The sequence below is a fragment of the Bacillus cereus group sp. Bc010 genome, from assembly GCF_027716745.1.
Lineage (GTDB): Bacteria > Bacillota > Bacilli > Bacillales > Bacillaceae_G > Bacillus_A > Bacillus_A pacificus.
This window is the reverse complement of record NZ_JAQFUY010000015.1, coordinates 57,094-76,051: the sequence shown is the minus strand read 5'-3', so window position 1 is coordinate 76,051 and position 18,958 is coordinate 57,094. Positions and strand designations below refer to the sequence as shown.

Below are 18,958 nucleotides of genomic sequence, written 5' to 3'. Positions count from 1 at the left end.
TCCCCCGCCTTACACCTTTATAATTTTTTCTTCCATTTCTTCACATGGTCATAATCGATAACTCCTAATTTTTCTGTGGGGTAATCTTTAAATTCGTTTACAGCCTGTTGTATTTGTTCTGTTGTCAGTGTTTGGTCAATGTATTCCATAGCCGAAGTTAAGCTTCTATCTCCACGAGCGATTGCTAACTGCGTTGGAGTGAACCCCATATCGATTAACATGTTCGTAAAGACTCCTCGACCGACATGTGTTGACCAAAATGTTCCTGACAAAAGTTCATAATCCTTATGTCCCATTAACGAATCAAGGAATGCCTTTTTCACTTTCTGAAAACGTCGATCGTACACTTTCCCTGACATTGGTTCTCCGTCACCATTTAGGAATAAAGCACTATGATTCTTGCACTTTCCACTCTTAATCATGTAATCTAGTCTTTTATGATGTTTTCTATATACTTCCCAAACGAGGTCATTATCTAAAATCGTTTGTCGAACCATATCTGTTTGTAAGTAGTTGAGCCTCTTTGGATTCTCTGATTTCGTATCCTTTAGACGAGAAAAGAATTTGTTACGATTATCTTTGATTTGGACTTCCATTGATTCGCCTTCATTTACAATCAAATTCCCCCTCGAAACATTAACAACTTCCCCTCTTCTCAATCCTCCATAGAATTGAAAACATAGCCCTAGAGCGATTTCCTCTGCAATATCCATAGCTATTCGAATAAAGTGTGCTGTTAATTGATTTCGGTCTTCTCCAAAATCTTTCAACTTTGATACTTTTCTTTTACTAGTATTTCTCGAAGGGAATCTTGTTCCTAAACTTGGTTCTCTAAATACTGAACCATGAACAGTATCACCATTAAAATTCTTTTTCTCCTCTAAAGGAAAATCTTCGTCTATCCAATTCATTTTTTTCAAAAACACATAAAATGCCGAAAGGTATTTTTCATACTGTTCTACTGTTGCTTTTTGCAATCCCTCTAATGAGCAATGTGTTATATATTGACTACCATGTTTGCGTTCTAATCCATTGATCCCCTTGTCTTTCATACCCACAAACTCTTCATGTCCTTCTTCAATCTTTTGTAAACAAAAATTCAAGAAACGACACACTACCCTTGCAGGTGCATCAGCACTATTTAACGACTTCCCATAAAACTCATACTGTCTTTTTATGAATTCTGATATAGGGTGTGGATATACAATTCCTGTACTTTCCTCCAACACACCTATCGTAATCACTTTTATATTTCTCATTTTTCCTCTAATCATTTCATTTACAGTAGTTTCTTTACTTACAAATTTATAATCCATTACTTCATTCACTTCCCCTCATTCATAAAAGAATTTCTCTCTATGTACTCTCTTTTATTTTTGTTTAATATGATTACTTTTACTACTTTCTTTTCTCTGAAATAGTACCTAAATCTATATTATTTTATTCCTCCTATTTTGTCCACTTTTTGATAAAAGTGGACAAAATATAAAACACCCTTTTATTCCTTTTATATCAATACTTACAATATCCTTTTTTATATAATTTCAGTATTATGACCACTATTGGGGGTATATGAAACATTAAAGCGCGTTACACTTGAGTTAGGCGGTAAATCACCAAATATCATCCTGCCAGATGCTGATTTATCTCGCGCGATTCCTGGTGCACTTTCTGGTGTTATGTTTAACCAAGGACAAGTATGCTCTGCTGGATCACGTTTATTTGTTCCGAAGAAAATGTATGATAATGTCATGGCTGACCTTGTTCTTTACTCTAAAAAATTAAATCAAGGTGCTGGCTTAAGTCCAGAAACTACAATCGGTCCTCTCGTTTCTGAAGAACAACAAAAACGTGTAATGGGCTACATTGAAAAAGGAATTGAAGAAGGTGCTGAAGTACTATGCGGAGGAAGTAATCCATTCGATCAAGGATACTTCGTTTCCCCTACTGTATTCGCTGACGTTAATGATGAGATGACGATTGCAAAAGAAGAAATTTTCGGTCCAGTTATTTCTGCAATACCATTTAACGATATTGATGAAGTAATTGAACGTGCAAATAAATCACAATTCGGCTTAGCAGCTGGTGTGTGGACAGAAAATGTTAAAACAGCACACTACGTTGCAAGTAAAGTACGTGCTGGTACAGTATGGGTAAACTGTTATAACGTCTTTGATGCAGCATCTCCATTTGGAGGATTTAAACAATCTGGTCTTGGTCGTGAAATGGGATCTTATGCATTAAATAACTATACAGAAGTGAAGAGCGTTTGGCTTAACTTAAATTAAGGAGAAAGAACCTGACCTATCCGGTCAGGTTCTTTTCATTATGTATTCCTTTAAACTTGCAATCCTCCGCTCACATTTAATACTTCTCCTGTAATATAGGATGCGTATTCTGATGCTAAAAAGGCTGCTGCGTTCGCAATATCTTCTGGTGTTCCAATTCTACCAACTGGAATCGCACCAACCATCTTTTCTTTCACTTTATCTGGTATCGTTTTTGTCATATCTGTATCCATAAACCCTGGACAAATCGCATTACACGTAATACCGAAACTTCCAACTTCTTTCGCTGCCGTTTTCGTTAAACCTACAACGCCTGCCTTCGTAGCCGCATAATTTGCTTGACCTATGTTTCCTTCCCTACTAATTGAAGATATATTAATAATGCGTCCATACCCTTGTTGTCTCATGTAAAGAAGCGCTGGTTGCATACAATAAAAAACACCGGTTAAGTTCACTTGTAACACTTGTTCCCAAGCAGACTTCTCCATTTTATGTAACATTGCATCTCTTGTAATCCCAGCGTTATTCACCAAAATATGTAATGTACCGAATTTTTGAACCGCATATTCAATTAACGACTTCGCTTCATTTTGATTACTCACATCACATCGATATGAGCACACTTCATATCCTTCGTCCGATAACTCACGTGTCGTTTTTTGTAGCTTCTCTTCATTTACATCGCTAATTAATACTTTCGCCCCTAGTTTTGCATACACCCTTGCAATCTCTCTTCCAATTCCCTGTGCAGCTCCTGTTACAACAGCTGTTTTCCCATTTAAAAACTCCATTCCTATCCCCCATTTCTATTACTTATACTGTATATTTCGGCTTTTTACTTTCCAATTCCTCTTTGTATAAAAAAGTCTATTTGTGTCAAACTAACTTTGCAACGTCGCATAGAGTGCAAGGAGATTGTGTCGAATGAACAAAAAAAATTTCAAACAAAACAAAGCTACTGATGGCATTGATGTAGAGTTCTCTCGTGAACTTGCTGACCACAATGACTTAGAAGCAAATGCACGTGCAAATGCCGCTGGTGCACGTCAAAAACGCCAGTCAACTGAAAAATAAGGAAAACACAACCTTATTCTTTTCAACAGGGACCTACTACCCAACAAAATAAACCGAGAGGTATCTCTCGGTTTATTTTCTATATTTTTTTATATAATGTGCCAAAGTAAGTAGTGGATATATATGGGCATAGCTATGGTAACGAATATAAAACCCACCTGGTAAACCTGTTCCAGTAGGATATTTTTCATTCACATAAGGATTCGCAAGCAAATATGAAATACCTTTTCGAATAATTGGCGTTTCTGTATCATAGTAAGAAATGAGAGCATCTAGCGCCCATGCCGTTTGGGATGGTGTACTAAATGGTAAAGTAACGAACCTTTTCTCCACACTACTGTGGCATGATTCTCCCCATCCACCGTCTTTATGCTGTATATGTTCAAGCCATAAAGCTGCACGTTTTAATGATGGATTGCTAGATGGAATTCCGAGTGACCGTAAACCTGTCATCACCGCCCACGTACCATATATATAACAAATCCCCCATTTCCCATACCATGATCCATTTTTCTCTTGTACATTCATTAACCAATTTATCGCTCTTTGTTTTTGTTTCTCTGGCAATTCATTTTGTGCATATGTTCCGAAAAGCTCTAACACTCTTCCTGTAATATCTGGTGTAGAAGGATCCGTAATCATGTCGCTTGCATTTTCGATTGGTAAATTTGCTAATAAATTGCTCGTCACACCTTGTTCAAATGCTCCCCAGCCACCATCATTATTTTGTAATCCTTTAACCCAAGTGACTCCTTTCTTCCAGGCATAATCTATATTTTCATTCCCTCTATTTTTTGCCAATGCTCTTAGCACAGCTGTTGTATCATCAACATCAGGGATTGTCGTATTCACATCCGAAAAACCCCAACCGCCTGGAGCAAGCGCCGGTGCATGTACGCTCCAATCAGCTTTTTTTGTATGCTGTTTTTTTAATAAATATGCTGTTGCATTTTGAAGCATTTTATTATCTTTCGGAACGTGGGCCTCTTGTAACGCATAGCTGAGTAAAGCTGTATCCCATACAGTTGAAGGAGAGTTTTGCAAATGATTACCGCTTTCCATCTTCCATATATAAGATGTTATCCCGGTTATAGCATTTTGAATTATTGATGATTGAAGAGAATGCCCTAACGCAAGTAAAGCATAAATCATATAAAACGAGGCAGTTGCGTAACTATATAACGTTCCATTTTCATCAATACGCTCTTTCATAAATCGTTCGACTTCCTCATACCCTTTATGATGTAACGAGAGTGGATACGAGATAATTTGTTTTACATCACTTACTAACGTTTGAAACAACGGAGACCGCTCCTCCCGAAACCATTCTCCGCCCCCGCCTGCAATGTGATTTAAATTTGGCAATAACTTTTTCCCTACTCGAAACCTTTTATTTAAACAGAGCATCATCGGAATTAAATGGATACGTGCTGAGCTACTCAATTCAAATATACTGAGGGGAGAATCATTCTGTAGAAACATGATTGGTGTTGGCAAATGAAAGAGTGAAGGATATTCATATTCTCCATGAACCGCTAATAAAAACTTCGTCATAAAATGAGCACGCGCTACCCCGCCACGTTCCTTAATAAACATTTCAGCTCGCTTCATATTCGCATCTTCTTTTGTATATTTTTTTGAAGCCAGTAAGGCAGCATAAGATTGAATTGTAGCAGATAAATTACCACCTACTTCATCTTCATACAATTTCCATGTTCCTTCATTTGTTTGAAGTGATGCTAATCTTTTTACAAACGGTTCTATCTCTTTATCTCTACCTAATAATTTTAACAAAAAAATCATATGGCAATCTGTTAACGGAGCTCCTTCAAAACAAAATCGCCACGTACCATCTTGCCATTGCATCGATTGAAGTGCAGTTGCTCTTCTCGCTATTTCTTCATGCGCTTTTTCATATAATAACAAGTTACTCACCCACCCTTTTGAAATCCGTATAACGATATTCAAGAAAGTAGCTGAATATGTATGAATACAAAGAAAAGCAGAACATATAAAATGTTCTGCTCATAAACAATATCCTACTCCGACAATAATCCCTAATAAAGCACCAACTACTACTTCATACGGTGTATGCCCGACAAGTTCATTTAACTTCTTATATTCTGTTTGTCTACCGTGAAAAAACTCATTCAATATTTTCGCTTGTTTACTTACCGCAAGCCTTACTCCTGAAGCATCATACATAACTATAATGGCAAAAATAGCAGCAATTGCAAATAAAGTACTTTCCACACCTTCTACAACGCCAACACCTGTCGCCAGTGCTGTAACAGTTGAAGCATGAGAACTTGGCATCCCACCTGAAGCGAAAAACTTTGCAAAATCAAATTCACCCGTTTTGACTAATTTAAAGACTACTTTCGTTAATTGTGCTAAAAACCATGAAATTACAGCGGCCATAAGCGGATCATTATGTAAAATTGTTTCCACGTTCTCAGCTCCCTACTAGCTATAATGGAAATCCTTTATAGTAACAGTATAAAGAAAAATGCGTAGAAAATACTACGCATTATGATACTTTTGCTGATTTATTTTTTATAAATTTCGGTTGTTTCTGCACCAAGAACTTTGTTTTCGCTACCGAGAATACAACTAATGCAACCCATATACAGAAAAATGCAATCATATGAGTAGATGTGAAATGTTCACCAAATATGAATACACCTAAAATCAAACTAATTGTTGGTGCAATATATTGTAAAAACCCTACCATATAAAGCGGAATAAGTTGGGCTCCTTTTGCAAAATAAAAAAGTGGCAATGCTGTAACAATGCCCGCCCCTATTAATAGTAATGTCGATAACATTGAAATCGAGCCAAATGAGCCGAAACGATGTACTCCTGTCATTACTAGATAAATAATCGCAAACGGCGTCACTAACATCGTTTCCATCGTAAGTCCAATTGTCGCATCATAGTTTAACAATTTTTTCGTTAATCCATATAATCCAAATGAAAGGGCAAGTGATAAAGAAACCCACGGGATAGCCCCGAAACGTACTGTTAAAATGATAACCCCTACCCCAGCCAAACCAACTGCAACGTATTGCCAAAAGTTTAACTTTTCCTTTAAAACGACTGTACCAAGTAAAATACTAATAAGCGGATTAATATAATAGCCAAGACTTGCTTCAATAACATGATTATGATTAACGGCCCATATGTAAACAAACCAGTTTCCGCTAATCAAGACAGAAGCTATTGTTAATGACATTAATAATTTAGGTCGTTTAAAAAGATTCACGAACTCCCCAATAAACTGACGAAATCTCTTCGTAACACCTAATACGATTAACATAAACACGAACGCCCAAACGATGCGGTGTGCTAATATTTCATCTGCTGGAACTTCCTCAACCCATTTCCAATAGATTGGTAGTATTCCCCACATCGTATACGCACCAGCCGCATATATAATCCCTTTTTTTTGCTCTGCTGTTTGACTCCCCATCTTCCTTTTTCTCCTCTTCTCATTTTTTCTCCATTATACGTTCCCACGTGCCCACTTTACCAATAATCAATCTGCATTTCTTTCGACATTTCTCATACAACGAATAATAAACATACCGTTATTACAACAAGTAACGGTATGCCGAAAACAAATTTCTTTTTATGAGTTTTATGATGAAACATATACATACCAATCCAAGCTCCAACTGCTCCCCCAGCTGCTGCTGATAAAAACAACGTACTTTCTGGCGTTCTCCACTGTTTCTTCTTCGCTTTTCGTTTATCAAGCCCCATAAGGCTAAAAGCTATAACGTTAATAATAAGAAAATAAATCCATTTCATCGCTTTCTCTCCCTATGAAAAATTCGCTTAATGGTAACATGAAAAAACGATGGAAACAACTGAAGAACGCTTTTTATCGATTAGTTACCTTCATATTTACATAGCCAATTAAACAGAAAGATGTTATGGGCAAGATCTTATATTTCATTCCCTTCCCCCACTACCATAGCATCGAAAAAACTTCTCTCAATCTCTTTTTCATCAAAATGAAGAACTACGATTAGCCCCACATATAAAGAAACGAAATTTAAAAACCATTCCCCATTATCATCCTTATTAGCTAAACATTTAAATATCTCTTGAAATTGCATACGCTCGTCTATAGCAACAACCGGTCGCACACCAAAATATTTCAATACGAAATGTAAATCAAGCTGCACGGATAAGGATAAAATATATTTTAATAACTCCGTATAATGAGCAACATTTTTTTGACTATATAACTTCACGAGCTTTTGATGTAAATGAGTAATCGATAATTCTTCATCAGCCATTTTTGTTGCTTCTATCGTTTCAATCATCTTCTTCATATTCATTACATTTACCCCTCCTGTTACAAAACAAAAGCCAAAGCGTATTTATTTTATAATCAGCAATAATTGAGTATTTCTCGTCTCTCTTTCTTCTTCACTAACTAAGTCATACTTTTTTAGAAGATGAAAGACATCATTTAACATTTCTTGTGAGTGATTACCTTGTAAAAAATTTTTTAACCCTTTAAAAATCTCTTCAGATAAAAAACTCTTTTGACTTTCAAGTTTATTCCTTACATCTTCAATAGAATGATCGATATTACACGCCATAAAAAATTCCTCCTCTATCCTTTATAAATAATATCTTCTGCTAACGATGTAAACACTTCTCCAACAAGGGAATCTTCATCATATACAGATGAACCGCTGTTTTCTTCACGTTTTGCAAAAGGTACTTGTGCGATTACTTCTGTTTGCAATTGTTCTGCTAACATTTCCCCGCCGCCTTTTCCGAACAGATAATTTTTCGATCCATCTTGTTCTTCATAATAAGCCATGTTTTCCACAATACCTAAAATCTCGTGTTTCGTATGTTTTGCCATTACGCCTACTCTAGATGCTACGAATGAAGCTACATTATGTGGTGTTGTAACAATAATTTCTTTCGCCTGCGGAATCATTGCTGCAACATCAATGGCAACATCTCCTGTACCAGGTGGTAAATCAAGCAGTAAATAATCTAATTCTCCCCAGTGCGTATTCGCAAGGAAATTTTGAATCCATTTATTTAACATCGGTCCGCGCCACATAACCGGATTATTTCCTTCTGTAAAAAATCCCATCGACATGATTTTAACACCGTGACTAATAACTGGAATTGCTGTTTGATCAATCATCGTTGGTTTTTGATTCGTTTCCATCATAGCTGGAATGCTAAAACCATATATATCTGCATCTAATATCCCCACTTTTTTGCCCATACGAGCTAAAGCCGTTGCAAGATTAATTGTTACAGTTGATTTTCCGACTCCACCTTTTCCGCTCGTTACAGTAATAAATCGTACTCCTGAATCAGGACGAAGCATGCTCGGCATACCAGTTTCTGTTCTACTATTTTTCTTTAACTTTTCTGTTAGCGTAGCTCGTTCTTCTTGTGTCATAGAACCAAACGTCAAATCTACTTTAGATGCACCAATTGCCTGCAGAGACTCTTCTACATCTTGTTGAATTTTTGCTTTTAACGGACAACCTTGAATCGTTAGCACTACTTCAAGTTTAACCTCTGTTCCATTCATTTGTATATTTCTAACCATGTTTAACTCTACAATACTTTTGTGTAATTCTGGATCCTCTACATGTTTTAACGCATTCATTATTTGTTCTTGAGTAAGCATAGAACTCATCCCTTCTCGTATTCGAATTTATATATAGCATCTTCTTATCGTTTCAAGAAACGCTTATTATCCACCACTAACAGGCGGGATGAATGCGACAATATCTCCAGCTCGTATCATCTCTTCATTCGTTACAAACTCTTCATTAACAGCCACCATCACTCTATCAAGCGATTGTAAACTATAGTTTGCTTTGAGCCATTCTTTTAATTGCTGCACTGTCATTTCTTCTTTTTCTGAAATTACGAATCGATCTAATCCGACTTCCTCACGCAAATTTGCAAACAGTAAAATTGTAATCATTTTCTCATTCTTCCTTCTTCGGTTTTCCTGCTGGATATGGTGTATTTTCAAGTTGATCGCCAATCCACATCGTCCCATCTTCCCAAAATTCTTTTTTCCATATTGGGACGATTCGCTTTATACGTTCAATTGCGTATTCATTCGCTTCATAAGCTACTTTACGATGCGGTGATGAAACTGCAATGACTACCGCAATATCCATTATTTCTAGCCGGCCTACTCGGTGAGTAATTGCTACTTTTGCATCCGGCCATCTTTCACTAATTTCTTCACCAATTCTCATAAGTTTCTTTACTGCCATTGGTTTATATGCTTCATACTCTAAATGTAGCGTTCGTTTTCCTTTTGTTAATTCTCTCACTGTACCAATAAAAGTTGTAATCGCACCTGCGTCTCTTCTTGCAACCTTATTTGTTACTTCTTCAACTACAATCGGTATATCTACAATTTCAAATAGCACTTGTCCCATTAGAATCACCTCTCACTTTATAAAATGTCCAAGGCCATTCACTACCTTCGTTATCTTCCAACAAGAGAACATCTACGAACATATCTTTTTTATACCCTCTCGTACCACCTGGAAGTACAATAAATATATTTGTCTCTGCTAGAGAAGAAACTGAGCTAGATTTATCAAACCCTGACGGATAAGCGATTAACTGCCCTTCGTTATATGTTAGTTTTCCTCGTACAAATCTTGTAAATGGATTTGGCTTTAGAAAGTCTTCTCCTAATAACGCTTTTTCTCTTTTTACATGTGCTTTTTCACTAAACATATACGTCCGAATACAAGGTCTTACAAATAATTCAAACCCTACGTAACAAGCAGATGGATTTCCTGATAATCCAAATAATAACTTGCCATTTAATTGCGCTACAGTCGTAACACTTCCTGGCCTCATTGCAACTTTATTAAAAAGAACTGATGCACCTAATTTTTCATATATAGCTGGCAAATAATCGTAATCCCCTACTGATACACCACCTGTTGTAATGAGCATATCTACTTGGCTTAATGCTTCTTTTACAGCCGTAAAACACGTATAAAAATCATCGCTAAACTTCCCAAAATATTTTACTCTTCCGCCTGCTCTTCGGATTTGAGACAATATCATATACGTATTACTATTTCGGATTTTCCCTGGCTGTAATGAATCGTTTACATCCAGTAATTCACTGCCAGTCGCTAATAGTCCAACTACAGGCTTTCTCGCAACTGGCACCTCGCTATACCCGAACGTAGCAAGAAGAGCTGAAATACCTGGATTAATGTATGTTCCTTTCTTTGCAAGAACCGTTCCTTTACGAGCATCTTCACCTTGAAAAGAAATATTATCGCCCGTTTTGAATGACCGTTTCAATTCCATATACTTACTGCCAGCCTCCTCATATTGACGAGTCAGCTCTAGCATAACAACTGCATCACATCCACTCGGAATCTGTGCTCCCGTCATAATTCAAACTGCTTGAAACGGACCTACTTTCTCATCGAATAGCGATCCTGCACCGATTTCACCCACTACTTCAAATACAATTGGCGTTTCATAACTTGCTAAATTCGTATCTTCTGCTCTAATAGCAAACCCATCATACGGTGAACGATTAAATGACGGCACATCATGGTCAGCTACTAAATCCTCTGCTAATATACGTCCGTAAGCTAATTCAATAGGTAGTAGCTCCTTTAAGCCGTTATGAGCAAATCCCATCACTTTACGAACAGCCTCTTCAACTGTGATTGGTACTCTTCTTTCCATTGTTGACAACCCTTTCTATTAACCGAATACGCGATAATATAACTGTTTTGCTTTTAAAATATCATTTGTACCATGAATGAAAACACGACCATCTCGAAAAATAACGACGCGGTACTCATCTAGTTGGCAAGATAGTAAATACGGATTCCGATCTACTTTCCCCAGTTTATTTAATACTTTTTCTATATCATCAAAATTGTACTGTCTATTTTCTACCGGTCTAATTTGAACTGTATTTCTTCCGCACAAAACAGCTACCTTCGTTTGGTTTTCGTATGATAAATAAGGATAAGTTCGATTCAAACCACATGAAAGACAAGCGTCTGTTTTTATTTTCCCTAGTTTTATAAAATGGTTTTGATTACTCCATATATCAAACATGAAAAATGTTTTTCTAATAGCTGAAAAATCTTCTACTAAAATTTTGAGTGCTTCCGTCACTTGATATGCTGCGACGATTTGTACAGTCGGGCTAATAATTCCAGCTGTATCACACGTCACACCTGTAACTGGAACGTTCTTCAGCACACAATGTAAACACGGTGTCTCTTGGGGAATAATTGTACAACTCATACCGTACGAGCCAACGCAAGAACCATATACCCACGGGATATTATGTTTTTGTGATAAGTCATTTATTATAAATCGGATATCGAAATTATCTGTTGCATCAATGATTACATCGACATTTTCTAATAGCCCTTCCAAGTTTTCTACACACGCATCCATTACGAAAGCATGTATTTGTACTTCCGAATTAAGTTTTTCTAGCCGATTTTTAGCAGCGATTACTTTTGGCAATTTCTCTCTTACGTCTTGTTCAGAGTACAATTGTTGCCTTTGTAAATTACTCCATTCAACGTAATCACGATCTATAATCGTCAACTTGCCAATACCTGCACGTACGAAACTTTCGGCACTTGCACTTCCTAATGCGCCTACTCCTACAATTAACACATGTTTATTTCGAATTTTTTCTTGCCCTCTACTCCCAATTGGTTTAAACAAATGTTGTCGTGAATACCGCTCAGCCATTACATACCCTTCCTCTCACGAACTCTATTTCATATTAGAATGTTGTTTTTGATAACAAGCAAAGTACGCAAATCCAACAAAACCAGCTCCGCCAATTACATTTCCGATAAAGACAGGAACAAAATTTTTAGCAAGATCCATCCATGTCAGATGACCTGCAAAAATAACTGCTGAGATGACAAACATATTTGCTACCACTTGCTGAAATCCAATCACTACAAATGCCATAATTGGAATCCAAATTCCGATTATTTTTCCGACAAAATCACTCGTCCCATAAGCGAGCCAAAGCGCCAAACAAACGAGCCAATTACACCCAATTGCTAAAATTAAAGTTCTCCCAAATGATTCATGTAACTTTCCTTCTGCTATGGCTACCGTTTTATTTAAATAATCTCCCTCTGTTAATCCGCCAAGATGACCGAAACAATACGCTACGAAAATAGCTCCTACAAAATTCATGAAAGTAATCCAAATCCAGTTATTTAGCACACTAACCAATGTAATTTTCTTTGCATATAGCGCCATAGATAGTGACATCATATTTCCGGTAATTAATTCTCCTCCCGCTAATACAACGAGCATGAGTCCAACAGGAAAAACCGCTCCTCCTAAAATATTTACTAAACTCCCCCAGCGCTCAGGCAAATTACCTAAAACGCGAATGTTAAGTAAAAAACCTAGCGAAATAAACGCTCCTCCTAAAAAACCGAGAATAAGCATTGCTGGCAAGGTCTGACTTACTTTTTGAACACCGGCCTCAATGACAAGCTCAGCAATTTGTTCCGGTTTATGAAATGCCATTACTAATTCCTCCATTTTCTCCAAATAAAAAAGCAGCTTCAAAAAACCTCCTCAACATAAAGGTTTTTGAATGCTGCTTAATTTCTCTGCACATCTTTTACAGAGAGATCAACCATCACTTTTACTATAAAATAGAAAATCTACAACCGTTGCACATCTTCCATTTTGTATATACTTCATCATATTGTCACTTATATATATCAACCACCAATATGTGACATTTCAATTTTAGGTGCTCTTTTTTTACTTGTATGACTTAAGCGTTCATCTGAATAACGATCTTCTCGTTTGTTCCATATATCGCGTACGACATCTGTTATTTCCTCGTCAGTGTATTCTGATCGAAGCAGTTCTCTCAAATCATTTCCTATAGAAGCGAACAAACAAGTATATAATTTTCCTTCTGCAGAAATACGAGCTCTCGTACATGAGGAGCAGAAGGAGTCTGTTACTGATGAAATAATACCTATTTCTTCATCACTTCCAATATAACGATAGCGAGTCGCAACCTCTCCTGCATAATTCGCTTCTATTCGTTCTAATGGCATAACTTGATGAATCGTATCTACTATTTCTTGTTTAGAGACAACCTCTTTTAAATCCCAACCGTTATAATTTCCAACGTCCATATACTCAATAAAACGAAGAATATGTTTATTTTCCTTAAAGTATTGCGCCATCTGCAAGATATCCTGTTCGTTTTTCCCCTTTTGAACGACCATGTTTATTTTAATTTTCATACCGACTTCAGCTGCAGCTTGTATTCCTTCCAGAACCCTTTGTACTTTGCTTCTATTACCATTCAAATAGAAAAACCGCTCTTCTTCTAAGGAATCTAAACTAACTGTCACACGTGATAAACCCGCCTTATATAAATCAGGAGCAAACTTTTTAAGTAACGATCCATTAGTTGTTAAACCGATATCCTCCACACCATTTATTTTATTCAGGCGCTCGATAAGCTGCGGAAGACCTCTTCGAAGTAACGGTTCTCCGCCTGTAATCCGTAATTTTCTAACACCTAAAGAAACGAAAATACGCGTTATCCTTTCAATTTCATCAAAAGATAAAATTTTATCATTAGACAAAAACGAGTAATCCGGACCAAATATTTCTTCTGGCATACAATATCGACAGCGAAAATTACAGCGATCAGTAACTGAAATACGTAAATCCTTTAACGGACGTTGTAGTTTGTCTAATGTGACAGATTTCATATTTATTGCCTCGCTTTTACTTATTTTATATTTAAAACACGCTCCGGATGCGTATATACATTTAAGGATTCATTCCGAATAAACCCTATCGTAGTAATACCTAATTCTTCAGCTAGCTGTAAAGCCAACTCAGTTGGAGCTGATTTTGACAGTATAATTTCACAACCAATTTTTGCAACCTTCAATAGTATTTCCGAAGAAATACGACCACTAAAAACAATGATTTTATCTCTTATAGAAATATTATTTTTTAAGCAATAACCGTAAATTTTATCTAACGCATTATGTCTACCGATATCCATTCGGCTTAAAATAATACCATTCACATTGCACAAAGATGCATTATGAACGCCGCCTGTATGATGAAATGTCTCTGCAGATTGCTGCATTTCTTTCATTAATCGAAAACAGTCTTCTGCAGCAACCTGTACATGAACGCCATTCATTTTCTTTGCGCTTAATGCATCATTTGCAAAAACAAACCCTTGTCTACTCATGCCACAGCATGAAGTAATATAGCGTTTATTTTGCATTTGTTCGTAATACGGATTTACTTTTGTCGTCGTGACATGTACAAATCCTTCTTTCTCTTGTACCCATATGTCATCAATATCTTCATACTTCCGAATAATTCCTTCAGATGCTAGGAAGCCTATTACCATATCTTCTATATATTCTGGAGTACTAACCATTGTAACAAACTCCTGTCCGTTCATTTTAATCGTGACTGGAAACTCTGTTACAATGCTGTCCTCTATATGCTTAAACGCCCCTTGTTCATAACGAAAGATTTCTCTTTCTACCTGTATCGGTTTCACGATCAGTATCCTTCTCTCACGTTATATTTTTATCAAAAACAAATACCGAAACTGCAATATCTTCTTCTACTTTCATATCTGAAAACAAATTCACTAATTTCGCTCCAACAAGTTCCTCCAAATGTTCACGGGAATTCGCAGCATACACTTCTTGAATCATTTTCGTTCTAGCCATATGAACCATTTCCGCACCGTCCATCGTACTTGAAATGAATTTCTCAGTAGGTGTTAAATTTCCGTAAAGAGTTGCAATCGCCATATTTTCAGCAAAAACAGTATGAATTCGTTCTGGCCCTTTTCCGAAAAGTTCCTTTCGAAGTTTTCGAATCATATCATTAAATTCATGTACTTTTTTTGACATACAATTATACCTCCCAAAAAACCTCATTTTACTTTATTATATATTTTACCAAAATGAGCCTTCCGCCCAAACTATTTCGTACAAACATTTGGGCGAAAGGATTCACTTCGTGAAGGTTACTCGTCTTTTAACCCTTTACCCATACCTTTTAAGAAATGAAGCCCAAATCCGATAGCACGGTTAATGTCCGGATCTTTCAATACTTTCATAAGATCGAATACTCCTACTTTTTTATTACTCTCTAGATGCTCATTACCTTCTTCTAGCCCTACTAATAAGCTACCTATAAGCTTTTTCGTAAGTTCCGGGTCAAGTTCTGTTAAAGCACCCGCAGCCCCCATCATATTATTAATTAAATTTGTAACCGGCTCACGAGTCACTTGGCCAAGAACAATCTTTGCGATTGGTTCTTTCGCCTTTAGCATAGAATTTGCAGCTTCTAGCATGCCAATATCATTCAATTCCCCTACAATGTTAAACATTTGATTTAGAGCGTCTTCATTATTAACTAGAAGCTCTTTTAAATCATCTAATTTTTTCTGTTTTATTTCTTCCTCAGTTAATTCTTGTTTTTGAATCATTTTTATAGGTGCAGCCATATTTTTCTCCTCCTACTTATCCGTTAAATGCACATACCCTGGACGTGCCCACTTACGATGTACCTCAATGCCAGCTTGAGGGTGACGTTTTTTATTACGCGGATTCGCTTTTGGCATCGGATTTTCACCCTCAACTTCCAGCACTTCCATACGCACTTTCGTCTGTTTATAAGCAGGTGTGTTCGTACGCGTATCAACGGCAGGACCTGTTAAGAAATTAATTGCTGTTTCATTATCTGTAGAGTTCATCGGTAAATATAACTCATTCGCTTTTACACGATCTGTTACAAGTGCACGTAATTTTAACGCTCCAAACGGAGAGACAAGACGGACTAATGAACCAGTTTTTACTCCACGTTCTTTTGCAAGTGCTGGAGAAACTTCGACGAAAACGCCAGGCACTTTCGTTTGAATACCTGTTGATTTATTTGTCATATTCCCTTCATGGAAGTGCTCAAGCATGCGACCATTGTTAATATGAAGGTCGAACTCAGCTGGGAATTCAGCTGGGCGCACCCAGTCAGCAATCGCAAAACGAGCTTTTTTATCTGGGAAGTTAAATCCATCTTGGAAAAGTAATGGTGTATTCGTGCCGTCAAAACTTCCCCAATGGAAACTATTCCATCCTTCCAGTACTTCATAGTTTGCTTGTGAGAATAGTGGTGATAAACTTGCCATTTCAGCAAAGATTTCACTTGGATGGCTATAATTCCAGTTTGCACCTAATTTATTCGCAACTTCCTGCACGATCCACCAGTCTGGCTTCGCATCTCCAAGCGTAGGAAGAACTTGATATAGTCTTTGAACACGACGCTCTGTATTTGTGAAAGTACCTTCTTTTTCAAGAGATGGCGCTGCTGGTAATACAACATCTGCATATTGAGCCGTTTTAGATAAGAAAACATCTTGCACAACGAAGAAATCAAGGCTTGATAATACTTCATGTACATGATTTGCATTAGAGTCTACAAGAGCCATGTCTTCTCCAACAAGATACATAGCTTTCATTTTCCCTTCGTCGATCGCGTGAAGCATTTCAATATTATTCAGACCTGGTTCACTATTAATTTTCACTCCGTAAGCAATTTCAAATTTCGCACGTTCCATATCGTTCGTAACGTGCTGATATCCAGGAAGCCATCCTGGTAAAGTACCCATATCACAAGCACCTTGTACGTTATTATGACCTCGAAGCGGATATGCACCAGCGCCTGGACGACGATAATTACCTGTTGCAAGTAGTAAGTTTGAAATCGCAGCGGAAGTATCAGATCCACCTGTATTTTGCGTTACCCCCATTCCCCAAAGGATACATGTACCATCTGCATCACGAATCATTTCAGCCATTTGAATCAGTGTTTCTTTTGAAATACCAGTCATTTCTTCTGCATATTCAAGTGTATATGCTGTAAGGCTCTCTTTGAAATCTTCAAAGAAATTTACATTCTCATCAATAAATCGTTGATCGTGCCAGCCTTGATCAATCATATATTTCGTAACAGCCATTAACCATACTTGATCTGTTCCTTGTTTTGGACTAATAAAGACATCTGAACGCTCTGCCATTTCTGTTTTACGAAGATCAGCCACAATTAATTTTTGTCCGTGTAATTTATGTGCACGTTTAATACGTGTAGCTAAAACAGGATGACCTTCTGTCGGATTACAACCTACAATAATAACAAGACCAGATTGTGCAATATCTTTAATCGTTCCAGCATCTCCGCCCATACCAATTGTCCGGAATAATCCGTCTGTCGCTGGTGATTGACAATAACGTGAGCAGTTATCAATATTATTCGTTTCAAATACTTGTCGAGCTAATTTTTGAATCACATAATTGTCTTCATTCGTAATTTTAGATGAAGAAATAAAACCGATAGCATCTTTTCCGTACTCTTCTTTAATCGCTCCTAATTTACTTGCAACTACATTCAATGCTTCTTCCCATGTAGATTCAACAAACGTTCCATTTTTACGAATTAAAGGTTTCGTAATTCGTTCTTTAGAATTTACGAAGTCCCAACCGAATTTTCCTTTTACACAAGTAGAAATTGCGTTAACTGGCGCATCAGAAGAAGGTTGTACTTTAAGAATTTTACGTCCTTTCGTCCACACTTCAAATGAACACCCTACACCACAAAATGTACATACTGTTTTCGTTTTCTTCGTGCGAGTATCACGCATGGCCGCTTCCACTTCTGATACCGCAAAAATACCGCTATATCCAGGCTCAACTTCTTTAATTAAATCTACCATTGGTTCAAGAATATCTGGTTTTAATCCCGTCATAAATCCAGCTTCACCGAGCATCGTTTTTTCCATTAAAGCGTTACAAGGGCAAATCGTTACACATTGACCACAGCTCACGCATGAAGAATCATTAATATTTACTCCTTCATCCCAAATCACTCGTGGTCGCTCAGCTTCCCAGTCTATCGATAACGTTTCATTTACTTGTAAGTTTTGACACACTTCAACGCATTGACCACATGCAATACATTGATTAGGGTCATAGCGATAAAACGGATGCGTCATATCAACTTCACTTACATCTACTTTCGGTTCATAAGGATATTTTTGATGTTCGATTTCCATTAATTCTGCTGTATTATGCAGTTTACAGTTCCCATTGTTGTTGTCACATACTGTACAGTATAATAAATGATTTTCTAATAACCGATCCATCGCCTCTGTTTGTGCTTCTTTCGCACGAGTAGAGTTACGTTCAATGTTCATACCTTCTGTCGCTACTGTCGAACAAGAGCGCATTAACTTTCCGTCAACTTCTACAATACAAGTGTCACATGTTTGAATAGGATCTACTTCTGGCACGTAACAAATTTGCGGATGTTCAATCCCGTTCTCATTTATAACACCCAATATCGTTGAACCGGGCTCCGCTGTATACTTTTTTCCGTCAATTGTAATATGAACCATGTTGTTATTCATGGTCTTTCCCCCTTTTTGAGAATAAAAAAACTCCACCACGAAAATATACGCACCACATTTCGGCACGTTA

At 37.1% G+C, this 18,958-nt stretch carries 19 protein-coding genes and 2 pseudogenes; 2 read left to right on the top strand and 19 right to left on the bottom strand.

Going from position 1 to position 18,958, the window contains the following annotated elements; genetic code table 11:
• Nucleotides 1-17: 17 nt before the first annotated feature.
• Entirely contained in the window at nucleotides 18-1,316 is a 1,299-nt protein-coding gene (locus PDQ68_RS17230) for a hypothetical protein (RefSeq protein WP_000384722.1), read from the bottom strand.
• Between the two features lie 258 nt (nucleotides 1,317-1,574).
• On the opposite strand from PDQ68_RS17230, the pseudogene dhaS reads away from it, so the two are divergent.
• Nucleotides 1,575-2,288: pseudogene (gene dhaS, locus PDQ68_RS17225) on the top strand (aldehyde dehydrogenase DhaS); the annotation flags it as partial.
• 50 nt (nucleotides 2,289-2,338) lie between these two features.
• Here dhaS and fabG read toward each other — a convergent pair.
• Nucleotides 2,339-3,079: a 3-oxoacyl-ACP reductase FabG gene (fabG, locus tag PDQ68_RS17220; protein ID WP_061183418.1), complete on the bottom strand. Its 741-nt coding sequence runs from the start codon at nucleotides 3,077-3,079 to the stop codon at nucleotides 2,339-2,341.
• A 133-nt stretch (nucleotides 3,080-3,212) separates the two neighbouring features.
• Here fabG and PDQ68_RS17215 point away from each other — a divergent pair, with 133 nt between their 5' ends.
• Nucleotides 3,213-3,362 carry a YfhD family protein gene (locus tag PDQ68_RS17215; RefSeq protein ID WP_061183417.1) on the top strand — a complete coding sequence of 50 codons (150 nt, stop codon included), beginning with the start codon at nucleotides 3,213-3,215 and terminating at the stop codon, nucleotides 3,360-3,362.
• Between the two features lie 72 nt (nucleotides 3,363-3,434).
• Here the strand turns inward: PDQ68_RS17215 and PDQ68_RS17210 are convergent, their stop codons facing one another.
• The 17 genes and pseudogenes from PDQ68_RS17210 to fdhF form a co-directional block, all read right to left on the bottom strand.
• Nucleotides 3,435-5,288, bottom strand: a complete 1,854-nt coding sequence (locus tag PDQ68_RS17210; RefSeq protein ID WP_016718199.1) for a terpene cyclase/mutase family protein — start codon at nucleotides 5,286-5,288, stop codon at nucleotides 3,435-3,437.
• Nucleotides 5,289-5,387: 99 nt separating this feature from the next.
• On the bottom strand, nucleotides 5,388-5,813 hold the full coding sequence (locus tag PDQ68_RS17205) for a divergent PAP2 family protein (protein WP_000447823.1): 426 nt from the start codon (nucleotides 5,811-5,813) through the stop codon (nucleotides 5,388-5,390).
• A gap of 79 nt (nucleotides 5,814-5,892) precedes the next feature.
• Nucleotides 5,893-6,834, bottom strand: coding sequence for an EamA family transporter RarD (gene rarD / locus PDQ68_RS17200; protein WP_061183415.1), 942 nt, complete (start codon nucleotides 6,832-6,834; stop codon nucleotides 5,893-5,895).
• Nucleotides 6,835-6,926: 92 nt separating this feature from the next.
• Nucleotides 6,927-7,175: a DUF1294 domain-containing protein gene (locus PDQ68_RS17195; protein ID WP_000871349.1), complete on the bottom strand. Its 249-nt coding sequence runs from the start codon at nucleotides 7,173-7,175 to the stop codon at nucleotides 6,927-6,929.
• A gap of 137 nt (nucleotides 7,176-7,312) precedes the next feature.
• Nucleotides 7,313-7,711, bottom strand: coding sequence for a hypothetical protein (locus PDQ68_RS17190; protein WP_061183414.1), 399 nt, complete (start codon nucleotides 7,709-7,711; stop codon nucleotides 7,313-7,315).
• Nucleotides 7,712-7,753: 42 nt separating this feature from the next.
• A complete protein-coding gene (locus PDQ68_RS17185) occupies nucleotides 7,754-7,978 on the bottom strand; it encodes a hypothetical protein (protein WP_016718202.1) in 225 nt (74 codons plus the stop codon).
• A 14-nt stretch (nucleotides 7,979-7,992) separates the two neighbouring features.
• Nucleotides 7,993-9,042: a P-loop NTPase gene (locus PDQ68_RS17180; protein ID WP_016718203.1), complete on the bottom strand. Its 1,050-nt coding sequence runs from the start codon at nucleotides 9,040-9,042 to the stop codon at nucleotides 7,993-7,995.
• Nucleotides 9,043-9,108: 66 nt separating this feature from the next.
• A complete protein-coding gene (gene moaD / locus PDQ68_RS17175; RefSeq protein ID WP_061183413.1) occupies nucleotides 9,109-9,345 on the bottom strand; it encodes a molybdopterin converting factor subunit 1 in 237 nt (78 codons plus the stop codon).
• Between the two features lie 4 nt (nucleotides 9,346-9,349).
• Nucleotides 9,350-9,814, bottom strand: coding sequence for a molybdopterin synthase catalytic subunit MoaE (gene moaE / locus PDQ68_RS17170; protein WP_061183412.1), 465 nt, complete (start codon nucleotides 9,812-9,814; stop codon nucleotides 9,350-9,352).
• Nucleotides 9,795-11,102 (bottom strand): annotated as a pseudogene (gene moeA, locus PDQ68_RS17165) (molybdopterin molybdotransferase MoeA). The gene moaE and the pseudogene moeA overlap by 20 nt, the downstream one beginning before the upstream one ends.
• 18 nt (nucleotides 11,103-11,120) lie before the next feature.
• On the bottom strand, nucleotides 11,121-12,137 hold the full coding sequence (locus tag PDQ68_RS17160; protein WP_061183411.1) for a molybdopterin-synthase adenylyltransferase MoeB: 1,017 nt from the start codon (nucleotides 12,135-12,137) through the stop codon (nucleotides 11,121-11,123).
• A gap of 24 nt (nucleotides 12,138-12,161) precedes the next feature.
• Nucleotides 12,162-12,941, bottom strand: a complete 780-nt coding sequence (locus tag PDQ68_RS17155) for a formate channel (protein WP_029141173.1) — start codon at nucleotides 12,939-12,941, stop codon at nucleotides 12,162-12,164.
• Between the two features lie 200 nt (nucleotides 12,942-13,141).
• Nucleotides 13,142-14,158 carry a GTP 3',8-cyclase MoaA gene (gene moaA / locus PDQ68_RS17150; RefSeq protein WP_061183410.1) on the bottom strand — a complete coding sequence of 339 codons (1,017 nt, stop codon included), beginning with the start codon at nucleotides 14,156-14,158 and terminating at the stop codon, nucleotides 13,142-13,144.
• Between the two features lie 20 nt (nucleotides 14,159-14,178).
• A complete protein-coding gene (gene fdhD / locus PDQ68_RS17145) occupies nucleotides 14,179-14,976 on the bottom strand; it encodes a formate dehydrogenase accessory sulfurtransferase FdhD (protein WP_000802679.1) in 798 nt (265 codons plus the stop codon).
• Between the two features lie 16 nt (nucleotides 14,977-14,992).
• Nucleotides 14,993-15,337 carry a Na-translocating system protein MpsC family protein gene (locus PDQ68_RS17140; protein WP_000039582.1) on the bottom strand — a complete coding sequence of 115 codons (345 nt, stop codon included), beginning with the start codon at nucleotides 15,335-15,337 and terminating at the stop codon, nucleotides 14,993-14,995.
• Nucleotides 15,338-15,453: 116 nt separating this feature from the next.
• Nucleotides 15,454-15,936: a helical membrane plugin domain-containing protein gene (locus tag PDQ68_RS17135; RefSeq protein ID WP_061183409.1), complete on the bottom strand. Its 483-nt coding sequence runs from the start codon at nucleotides 15,934-15,936 to the stop codon at nucleotides 15,454-15,456.
• 12 nt (nucleotides 15,937-15,948) lie between these two features.
• A complete protein-coding gene (gene fdhF / locus PDQ68_RS17130) occupies nucleotides 15,949-18,888 on the bottom strand; it encodes a formate dehydrogenase subunit alpha (protein ID WP_061183408.1) in 2,940 nt (979 codons plus the stop codon).
• Between the last annotated feature and the right edge of the window lie 70 nt (nucleotides 18,889-18,958).